The organism is Candidatus Saganbacteria bacterium, from assembly GCA_016223245.1.
GTDB lineage: Bacteria > Margulisbacteria > WOR-1 > XYC2-FULL-46-14 > XYC2-FULL-37-10 > JACRPL01.
Genome location: JACRPL010000006.1, coordinates 77928 through 88877, shown reverse-complemented (window position 1 = coordinate 88877; position 10950 = coordinate 77928). Strand labels below are relative to the sequence as shown.

Annotated in this window: 10 protein-coding genes; all 10 read left to right on the top strand. The window is 40.2% G+C overall.

Annotation, left to right across the window (positions count from 1 at the left end; genetic code table 11):
- Positions 1–32: 32 nt before the first annotated feature.
- From glf to rfbF, 10 genes are read left to right on the top strand one after another with little or no spacing between them, the layout of a single operon-like run.
- Positions 33–1148: a UDP-galactopyranose mutase gene (gene glf / locus HZC34_02185; GenBank protein ID MBI5700641.1), complete on the top strand. Its 1116-nt coding sequence runs from the start codon at positions 33–35 to the stop codon at positions 1146–1148.
- Positions 1149–1161: 13 nt separating this feature from the next.
- Positions 1162–2181: a glycosyltransferase gene (locus tag HZC34_02180; protein MBI5700640.1), complete on the top strand. Its 1020-nt coding sequence runs from the start codon at positions 1162–1164 to the stop codon at positions 2179–2181.
- Entirely contained in the window at positions 2178–3725 is a 1548-nt protein-coding gene (locus tag HZC34_02175; GenBank protein MBI5700639.1) for a polysaccharide biosynthesis C-terminal domain-containing protein, read from the top strand. Before HZC34_02180 ends, HZC34_02175 begins: the two co-directional genes overlap by 4 nt.
- Positions 3718–5070, top strand: a complete 1353-nt coding sequence (locus tag HZC34_02170) for a B12-binding domain-containing radical SAM protein (GenBank protein ID MBI5700638.1) — start codon at positions 3718–3720, stop codon at positions 5068–5070. The genes HZC34_02175 and HZC34_02170 overlap by 8 nt, the downstream gene beginning before the upstream one ends.
- Positions 5067–5618, top strand: coding sequence for a dTDP-4-dehydrorhamnose 3,5-epimerase family protein (locus HZC34_02165; GenBank protein MBI5700637.1), 552 nt, complete (start codon positions 5067–5069; stop codon positions 5616–5618). The genes HZC34_02170 and HZC34_02165 overlap by 4 nt, the downstream gene beginning before the upstream one ends.
- Positions 5605–6525 (top strand): NAD(P)-dependent oxidoreductase, encoded by a 921-nt coding sequence (locus tag HZC34_02160; protein MBI5700636.1) that lies wholly within the window; start codon positions 5605–5607, stop codon positions 6523–6525. The genes HZC34_02165 and HZC34_02160 overlap by 14 nt, the downstream gene beginning before the upstream one ends.
- On the top strand, positions 6522–7394 hold the full coding sequence (locus tag HZC34_02155) for a glycosyltransferase family 2 protein (GenBank protein MBI5700635.1): 873 nt from the start codon (positions 6522–6524) through the stop codon (positions 7392–7394). The genes HZC34_02160 and HZC34_02155 overlap by 4 nt, the downstream gene beginning before the upstream one ends.
- Positions 7391–8662, top strand: coding sequence for a hypothetical protein (locus tag HZC34_02150; protein MBI5700634.1), 1272 nt, complete (start codon positions 7391–7393; stop codon positions 8660–8662). The genes HZC34_02155 and HZC34_02150 overlap by 4 nt, the downstream gene beginning before the upstream one ends.
- Positions 8646–10142: a glycosyltransferase family 39 protein gene (locus HZC34_02145; protein MBI5700633.1), complete on the top strand. Its 1497-nt coding sequence runs from the start codon at positions 8646–8648 to the stop codon at positions 10140–10142. Before HZC34_02150 ends, HZC34_02145 begins: the two co-directional genes overlap by 17 nt.
- 24 nt (positions 10143–10166) lie before the next feature.
- Positions 10167–10946, top strand: a complete 780-nt coding sequence (gene rfbF / locus HZC34_02140; protein ID MBI5700632.1) for a glucose-1-phosphate cytidylyltransferase — start codon at positions 10167–10169, stop codon at positions 10944–10946.
- Positions 10947–10950: the final 4 nt, after the last annotated feature.

The window sequence follows — 10950 nt, the reverse complement described above, 5'->3', positions numbered from 1 at the left end:
TTTCGATCTAGGAATAGATGGGTGAGGGTTTTATGAAATATGATTACATTGTTGTCGGCGCAGGATTTTCAGGCGCTACGGTCGCCGAAAGGTTGGCAGCCCAAGGAAAATCCGTATTGATGATCGAACAAAGAGACCATGTCGGCGGGAATTGCTTTGATTATAAAGACGAAAATGGGATAACGGTCCATAAATATGGCCCGCATATTTTCCATACAAAAAGCATTGAGGTCTGGGCCTATCTTTCGCAATTCACCGAATGGCTTCCGTATAAACACAAAGTCCTTTCGAATCGGGGGGACATAAATGTATCGCTTCCGATAAGTTTTAAGTCAATTGATCAAATATACCCTGCTTCAAAAGCCGCATCTTTGAAAATAAAACTAAATGATTCGTTTGGAAGCGGCGTTAAAATATCGATAATTGATCTTTTAAATGATAAAGACTCTGAGCTTAAAGATCTTGCAAAAGAAATATTTGAAAAGATTTATCTTGGCTACAGCCTTAAACAATGGGGCGAGGACCCTAGAGGGCTTGACCATTCGATCCTGAATAGGGTGCCTATTTGGACCAATTACGGCGATTATTATTTTAATGACGTTTATCAAGGAATACCAAAAGATGGATATACACGGATAATAGAGAACATGATAAATAAGCCGAACGTAAAAATATTGGTCGGTCAAGATTATAAAAATATAATCGGGAACCTGCAATACGACAAAATGTTCTATACAGGCCCGATCGATCATTTTTTTAATCATAAATTCGGTAAACTGCCTTACAGGGCGTTACGATACGAATTTGAAACGCTGAATACCGAATGGTTCCAAGCAAATTCAGTCATAAATTATTCGGGAAACGAGCCATTCACGCGCATAACCGAGTTTAAGCATTTTGACGATCATAGATCGGATAAGACCGTTATTCTTAGGGAATATCCTGAAAACTATGAATTTGGAAAAAATACCCCATCATATGCTATCCCCAAGGGCGAAAATCATGAATTATACGAGAAATATAAGTCCGAAGCCGATAAATTGGAGAATGTCGTATTCTTGGGCAGGCTTGCCGAGTATAAATATTACAATATGGACGAAGTTGTATTAAAGGCGATCGAAGCCTTCAATTACTGCGCGGTAAATTAATATGGCACAGCCCATGGCCACAGTTTGCATCCCGGCCTTTAATGGGGCGCAATATCTTTCGCAGGCTATTGATAGCGTGCTTAACCAATCATTTAAGGATTTCGAGCTTATTATTGTTGATAATAATTCAACCGATGGCACCGGTCCTATAGTTAAGCGGTATATCGATGAACGCATGCATTACCATAAAAATCCTTCCACTCTTAATATGGCCGCGAATTGGGATGAATGCCTTTCTCTAAGTTCAGGTAAATATATTTGCCTATTGCATGCCGATGATCGTTTGCAGGCCGATTATTTAAAAGTTATGGTCGATATAATGGAAAACGATCCTGAGATCGGTTTTGCTTTCTCGGCATCGAATATTATAGATCGGGTCTCTCATATCGTGTCGCGAAGCATTCCTTTTCCGAATAACTATATTGTCCCAGGTGTTTACGAGTTCCAAAAGCATATATTGGGAAATTATATTTTTTGCCCATCAGTAATTGTCCGGCAGAGCGCCTATGCCAAGGTCGGATCGTTTCACGGCGGCTTGCGGCATCTTCTTGACTGGGATATGTGGTTAAGGCTCGAGATCTCCGTCGGTAAGGTAGCATATATCTCCCAACCGCTTGTTGATTATAGGATCCACGATAAAAGCGCGACTGCCTCGGAACTATATACAAACACGCCCGCAGAATTCAATGAATGGTTGAGCGTCATGATCGCAAACCTTTCAAGCGGCATCTTATCTAAAAAACTTGATAGGAATACATTTAAACGTTTGATTAACCGCGTCTTTCTAAGATTAATTATTCGTTATTTTAAATTATCCGCCAAATATTTGCTTTTTGGGAAAATAAGGGAATATATTCTCCTCACAAAGCATCTATTCAGCTCCATTTTATCAAAAAATATTATAAGACCAACCTTAGGTTTGGTTGGAACTGTTATTTCGTACGTTTTTGATCGTACCGGTTATTACGGGTATCAAAAGAAATTTGGCCGCGCAATGGTACCGGGCGAGCAAATCCAAGAGAGGACGCCGTGAAGCGATCAGCAGAACTTATTTTAGGGATAGTAACGAGCTATATTTTGTTCGGTATAAATTTTATCGTCAATTTGGCGATGATCCCGTTGATGCTGCATTATTTAGGCAATATGAGATACGGTTTATGGCTGACCCTCTTGTCGGTTATAGGATATATTGGGATCATGGATATGGGGAGCACCTTCACTATAAGCAAGTATACTGCCGATACGCAAGGCTCTGATCAAAACAAGAAACTAAGCCGCCTATTGTCGACAGCATTACTTATATATTTTGGGCTAGGGCTTGCCGTATTGTCCATAACTATTGGGTTAAGTTTCTTTATAGCTTCGGGATTCTCGCTAAGTGGCATATTGGCAAGCGAAGCGACGGTCGCCTTCGTGATGATCGGCATTAACTTGGCCTTAACTTTTATTTTCAATGTTTTTAGCGGGATCATTTTTGGCAGGAAACAGGTAGTCGCTTACAATATCTTTAATGCCCTGAATATTTTATTAGGATTCGCAGGGACTCTTATAACCCTAAAGCTTGGGTATGGGTTGATCGGAGTAGCTTTGGCTTTATTAGCGGCGAATGTTATAGTTTCTGTGATCCGGATATTTTTTGTAATTAAAACTCTTCCCGGATTATCTCTTAGCATTAGGGAATTCGAACCAACTCTTTTACGCCAAATACTATTTTTCGGATCGATGATGTTCATCCTTGGAGTAGGAGGTCAGATCATTTTCAATACCGACAATATCGTTATCGCCAAGTTCTTGGGACTTGGCCTTGTAGCATCCTACGCTATAGCATTCCGCGTCAATCAAGTCGCGGTTTCGTTCATAAATAAATTGGCGGATACATTCTTTCCCTTTTATGCGGAACTGCACGCTCTTGGCGATCGCGAAAAACTTCGCATATACCTTTTTGAAAGTTCCCAGTTTTCGGCGATAATTTCTTTTTTTATATTTATTTTTATGGCTTTTTGGGGGAAAACAATGATCACCCTGTGGTTAGGCCATGAAAATTTTATTGGCCGGCCTGTATTTTTCCTTTTAGCCTTGATCGTCCTTATGAGCAGTTTGGTGCATTTGCCTGCGGTAGTTTTGCAGGGAATGGGCAAAATTAAATCGGTAGTGGGCTTTAACATTGCGGAGGCGGCAATTAATCTCGGGCTTTCGATAGTCTTGGCGGCCCAATTTGGCGTATTTGGGGTCGCGCTCGGGACAGTTATCGCCATGGCAGCAACCAGTTTGTGGTATGTCCCATATCGCGCATGCAGAGAAACAGAAAGCTCCTTTAGCGCATATATTGTTTCGACAATTATCTTGCCGGCTTGTCTCTCTGCTATTACCGCCGGCGCCATTTTCATCATGGAATACGCCGGGATCGGCAGTGATCCGTTTATGATCGCGCTAAAAGCTTTTTTGGCGCTTATATTCTATTTATTTATTTTCTTTTGTTTCGGCTTGAGCCGGAAAAGAAAAACCTTTTATTTTGAAAAATTCAGGAATTTCAGGAATGAACTATTAAATAGGGAAATTGAGATAGATTATGAATAGCTCATTAAAAGCCACACTTGTTTATCCGGGCATCGGAATGCGGGGATTTAATAGCTATGGCCGTGGAAGCGATCCCGTTGTTAATTATATAAATCACGGTCTTTGTTCCATCAGCAGTTATGCAAAACAAAAAGGTTACGATGTTAAAGGCATTGATCTTCGTAAATTGAGAGATTGGGAACATTATTCCGAAATATTGAAGGAACAAGGCTCTGAAGTCGTCGGTTTCTCGATCATGAGCATCGATCTTTTACCGGCGCTCGAAGCGATAAAAATAACAAAGCAGACCAATCCAAAGGCAATAACTGTTGTTGGAGGGGTCCACCCGACGATAATGCTTGAACAGATGAAAAGCAACAATGATATCGATATAATCGTTGTTGGTGAAGGGGAAGTAATATTTTCTAGAATATTGGATATAATTAAAAGCGGCGGAATGCCTGACAGGGTCTATCAGGGCGAGGCAACCTCGCTTGACACGCTGTCGTGGATCGATAGGGACCTGTTTGATGTAAGCGCCGAACTGTTCCACCCGTTCATCAAGTCTTTAAAAGCACCTTTCGTTACGCTCAATGTCGGGCGGGGATGCCCGTTTAATTGCACTTTTTGCCAGCCGGCCGAACGGCGTGTATTTGGCGACAGGGTCAGGATGAGAAGCGTTGAAAATGTCATTGACGAATTGGATCATCTGTATAGCCGGTATAAATTCAACAGCTTTATGGTCCACGACGACCTATTTACCTATGACAAAAAATGGGTCATGAGGTTTTGTGAGGAGTATAATAGATTGGGCATCAAAAAGAAATTTGTTTGCCAGAGCCGCGCAGATATAATAAGCAACAACGAAGAGCTGATCTATGAGATGAAAAAATCGGGACTGGCATGCCTTATAATCGGTTTTGAGAGCGGCAGCCAGAGGATCTTGGATTTTATCAAAAAAGGGACAACGGTCGAACAAAATTTGCGCGCGGCCGAAATTTGCAGGAAAAATGGCGTTGAAATATTTGCCAATTATATGTTCGGCCTGCCGACCGAGACAAAAGAAGAGGTGGAACAAACGATCTCAATTATCGAAAAGATCGATCCCGACTACGATTCGCCGTCCTATTTTACCCCGCATCCCGGAAGCGAGCTTTTTTTATATTGCAAGGAACACGGGCTAAGCTTGATCAAAGATCATGAAGTTGACCGTTCTCCCAGATCTCAAAAGATCAAAGGAGTGGATTATTTGTATCTTGATTCCAGGATAAGGTCCATTAAAAAGAAAAGGCTCTTAAAAAAGATCGCAAATAAATTCCGCGAAACAATTGCGCATTGGCGATACATATGGAGGAGAAACCAATGAAAATAAAAAAAACTAAAATTGCGGGATGTTATGAAATTGAACCAATAATACATCTCGACGCGCGCGGAAGTTTGGTCAAGTTCTTCGAGGAAGAACAGTTTCTAACGCATAAGCTGCCAACATGTTTTGCGGAGGATTTTTATTCAAAATCAAGCAAAGGCGTTTTAAGGGGAATGCATTTCCAGACACCGCCGGCGGCTTATTCCAAGATCGTTTGTTGTTTGTTCGGCGAGGTATTTGATGCGATCGTTGACCTAAGGATCGGATCGGAAACATTCGGCCAGCATGAAACTTTTGAACTTAGCGCAAAAGTAAGCCATTTGCTCTACCTCCCCGCTGGAGTGGCCCATGGGTTTTATGTTTTAAGCAGCGAGGCAATCCTGCTCTATAAGACAAGTTTTAAGCATTCACCCGCAAATGATGGGGGTATACATTGGTCCAGCGCGGGGGTCCCCTGGCCAAACAATAAACCGATCGTGTCCGAGCGCGATGCTAAGCTGCAAAACCTCAAGGATTATAAGAGCCCATTTATATATGAAAAGATCTAATTCCAAATTTAATAATATACTCATTACCGGAGCTGCAGGGTTTATCGGTTCTCATTTGTTGGAACGCTTGCTGCAAAAAAAGATAACGATAAGCGTGGTTGTAAGGCCCGGAGCAGATAAGTTATTGCTGGCCAAGAAATATCCGATCGTCAAGATCTTTGAACATGACGGTTCGACAGAAGGATTACTCTCGATATTAAGGCGGGCAAAGCCTGATATCGTTTTTCATCTCGCTTCCCTGTTCATATCAGAACATTCATCAACAGATATTAATCCATTGATCGGATCAAATGTTCTATTTGGGACACAGTTGCTCGAGGCCATGAGAGTCAACCAATGCAATTACTTGGTAAATACGGGTACCTCATGGCAGCACTTTCAAAACAAACACTACAGCCCCGTCAATCTTTATGCCGCGACCAAACAGGCGTTTGAAGATATTATTGAGTATTATGCAAGCTCAACAGAGCTCAAAGTCATTACTTTAAAGCTTTTCGACACTTATGGGCCGGAAGATAAGCGGGCAAAATTATTTAAACTTCTCCATGATTCTTCAATATCCGGACGGTCGATCACAATGTCCCCTGGCCGCCAATTGATCGACCTTGTATATATAGACGATGTGATCGACGCTTATCTTAAGGCGGCTTCAAGGATTGCTAGATCAAAGGGCAAGAGAATTGAGAACTTTTCTGTTTCGTCGGGCAAACCCCTTGAGCTTAGAAGAATTGTTGATATTTATTCCAAATTGTCCGGTCGAAATGCCAATGTCATGTGGGGTGGGCGAACATACCGGGATAGAGAGGTAATGATCCCTTGGAATAAAGGAAAGAGGCTGCCTGGATGGAAGCCAAAAATTGGATTAGTGGAGGGGATCCGCAAATTACTTGGGAAAGAAAAAAAATGAATAAACCTAAAGTTTCGATAGTTATACTCAATTGGAACCAATATTTTGATACAAAGGAATGTCTCGCTTCGCTAATGAACACAGATTATGGCAACTTTGAGATCATTTTAGCCGATAACGGATCCAAAGATAGCTCGCAAATTCATATTAAAAATGAATTTCCGGGAATAACTTTGATTGAAAACGGCAAAAATCTTGGTTTCGCCGAAGGGAGCAACGTTGGGATAAGGCTTGCGTTATCCCATGGCGCCGACTATGTTCTTCTGTTAAACAATGACACAACTGTTGAACCTAATTTTCTGTCGCATCTTATTTCGGCAGGACAAGAAAATCGTTCCGCCGGCATATTATCCCCGAGGATAATGCAATATTCCGATAAAACAAAGGTTTGGTTTTCTGGCGGAAAGTTTTTACCTATCATAAGAAAACCGGCGCACGACCTTTCGGGATCCGGCGAAACAGAATGGATCTCCGGTTGTTCAATGCTTATCAAAAGAGAAGTATTGGGGAAAATAGGCATGCTCGATGCCGATTATTTCAATAATTATGAGGATGTGGATATTAGCATTCGGGCAAGAAGGGCGGGGTATCAATTGTTGATTGTGCCGAAAGCGGTGATCTATCACAAATTTGCGGCATCAATGGGGGGGAAATTGTCTCCCTTTTACACTTATTTTCGCACGAGAAATAATCTTTTGTTCTTCAAAAAGACAGGTCAATTAATACCGTTGGTGCTAAATCTGGTAATTTTCCCGATCTATTCGCTGATAGAGTCTTTAAAAAATAGGCAATTCGGCAGTATTAGAACTACAATGCTTGCAATATATGATTTTGCATCCGGTAAGCTTGGGAAGGGTTCAATGAAATGAGCTCTATACAAAAAACTATATTTTTTATTGTTTTTATATTATTATCGATCTATGTCCTGACTTTCACGCCTAATATTCCGATCGCCGACCAATGGTCTTTTATCCATATAATAAAACAACCAAATATTCAAAATCTTTGGGCAAGGGTAAGTGAGCACCGGGTATTTTTCCCAAATTTGATAACCGTCTTTTTGGCCCATATAAGCCAGTGGAATTTAAAATACGAGACTTTTGCATCTCTTCTATTGTTTTCAATGTTAATGCTTCTTATATATAATTCATTTTCAAAGAATATTAGCAATAAAAGTGCGAGAATACTTTTCTTTTTTGCGTTATTGGCCCAATACTCCCCGATACATCATGAAAATATATTATTCAGTTTTTCGGCATACCTCCTATGCCTCGTTTTTGTTTTTTTAGCTATTATCAATTCGTACAATACAGGATCAAATTTGAGGTCGCTCTTGATCATGATAATTTCATTGGTCATAGCTTCCTTCTCTTTTTTGACCGGCCTTTTGGGCTGGATCGCATGTCTTCCCGGCATAATATTTTCTCCAAAGAAAAACATTCAAAACATGCTTATGTTCTTTTCAGCGTGCATATTAACATATATGCTCTATTTTTCCGAGAATGTCCTGACCAAAAACAATACGGCCTTACCGCTCACAAATACTATTAAAATCATCGAATACTTTTTCGTTTATTTCGGGGCTAATTTTATTCCTACTTACAAAGTAGGTCATTTATTGCCGATATTGCTTCTGATCGCTGGAATTTGGGGCTTTATTTTCTTTGTTATCGGTGCTGTATTAGTGTTCAAAACGTATAAATATGGCCATAAAGAAACGATCATACCGTATTCAATGATGTTCTATTCTATTTTGACGGCTTTCATTACATCTATTGGGAGGGTTAATTTTGGGATCAAGTTCGCGTTATTATCGAGATACCATATGTTCCAAATGTTCTATTTCTTGGGCTTTATTTGGCTTTTTCTCTTATATTTAATTAGAACAAAAAAAATCGACCATTATCTAAAGCCAGCAATATTAATATTCACTTTGGTCATTATTTCAAATTGGGCAAGCGGGATAGCACTGGGGATCTATAAAATAAAGAAATTCGCGCCGATCGAAAAAGAGCTTAGGTTGAAAGGCGATAGGATGTCGATCAAGTCATCCGAGCAAATCTATGGCGACCGGAAGGTCTTGGAAGAAGGCATTAAAACATTGAAGGAGTTAAAATATAATGTTTTCGGCGATTAAAGCAAACAGAATATTCATGATCTTCTTATTTATCCTGTTATTGGGCTCTTTTATCAGGATCTATGACCCGATATTCCGAAGCCTTTGGGGTGATGAAGCGCATAGTATTTATTCCGTATCCGGCCATTTTGATATCAAGGCATTGGCAATCGAATCCCATCTTCCGGCATATTTTGCGATATTGTTTTTATGGATAAAAGTTTTCGGACCTACTGAATACGGGTTGCGCATGCTTTCAGTTATCATTGGCATATTTTCTATGATAGCTATGTACCTTTTCGTAAAAGATACAATAAGCGATAGGGCCGCCTTAGTTTGTGCCGGCCTTTTAGCTTTTTCACCATTGGCCATTATGCATTCTCACGAAATTAGGTTGTATGGGCTAATGCTATTGTTATCTATTTTATCGGCCTGGTCGCTCTTTAGGTTGTTGTACAAGCAAGTGACAATTAAAGCCTCAATTGTTTTCATTTTATGCACTTTGCTGTTAGGTTTGACCCAAATTTATTCGGCATTGATGATATTTAGCCAATTTGTACTTTGCGCGATCATTTACCTAAGAAAAAAAGATGCCAACTCTCGTTTAGCGCTTGGCTTTTTGCTTATTGTTTCAATTCTAATTTTCCCTCTTTATTTTAAGATCATCATTCATGCGGCCATGGCCGTTATTTCCGGGACCCCGGATATGGCGTTTTCCACGTTCCCCCCAACATTAAAATTGCCATTGATCTTCTTTGTGCTTGCCTTGGGTGAGACGGTCGCACCTTGGAACATTATTGTAATTCCATCGTTAATAATTATTGGATCCTTGTTGATATTTCAATTCATTGGATCGAAAGATGAAAAAAACGTGTACATGATGATATTTCTTGTAATGCCTATAGTTATAGCATCTATTTTACCGTCGACAATGCCAAAATACCTCATCTTTACATTGCCATTTTATATTGCCTTGCTTGGGATTTCCCTGTCGCGTATAAAAAATCCGGTCATTTTCTATATTTTATTTGGGCTGATCCTTTTATTTCAAAGTATTTCGATCGCCAATTATTTCACATTTAATGAATACCATAATTCAAACCAGATCGAGCCATGGAGGGAAGTCTCTCAAATAATAGAAAAAGAACATTTAAAAGGCGATCTAATTGCCGCAACAAATAGGCATATTACATATAATATCTTAAAGTATTATCTTCCGGGTGATTACGAAATGGTTTCGCTTGTAAATGGACATGCGCTCCTAAAGCCTTCCGAATTGATAGCCAAAAGGATCTGGCTCATAACAAATATTGTCGATGAGCGGGTTTTCCCGAAAGGATATATTGAAAGCATAAAACTTAGCCTAGGTAATAATTATCGGCTGAAAATGATCCGGAAATTCGTCCCCTACGAAAGCACTTTAGTTTCAAAATTGCCGATAAATAGGCACAAGAAGGGCTCATATAGGATAACAGTATCTTTGTATGAAAAAATCGGATAAAATATCTATAATGGAGGAAACAATATGAAGGTAATGATCCTTGCGGGAGGTTTAGGGACAAGAATTGGCGAAGAATCGTCATTGAAGCCAAAACCAATGCTTGAAATAGGCGACAAGCCTATCCTTTGGCATATCATGAAGCTTTATTCCCATTTTGGGTTCAACGATTTCGTCGTATGTTTGGGTTACAAGGGCTATCAGATAAAAGAATATTTTGCCAATTACTTTTTGCATGAATCCGACGTTACTTTCGATTTCAGTTCAGGCTCCCAAAAAACAATTATCCAAACTAATACGGCAGAACCATGGCGAGTGACGCTTGTTGATACCGGGATCGAGACTTCGACCGCGGGAAGGATAAAAAGGGCCGGAAAATATTTGGACAATAAGGCTTTTATGCTTACCTATGGAGATGGCGTTGGGGATATTGATATCAAAGCATTGGTAAATTTCCATAAAACCCACGGCAAGCTTGCAACCGTGACCGCCGTAAGGCCTATTGGGCGGTTTGGAGCATTGAACATAAAAGACGATAATCGGGTTTACAAATTCCAGGAGAAAGCGGAAGGCAATACTTCGTGGATCAATGGCGGATTTTTTGTCCTGGAACCCAAAGTCCTGGATTATATAAAGGACGAGATCATACCTTTTGAGGAGGATACTGTTCGGAATATCACAAAAGATGGACAGCTTATGTCTTATAAACATACGGGTTTCTGGCAGCCGATGGACACATTGAGGGAAAAGAAAATACTCGAAAGTTTATGGGATTCGGGCAAAGCTCCCTGGAAAGTGTGGGGTTAATGTC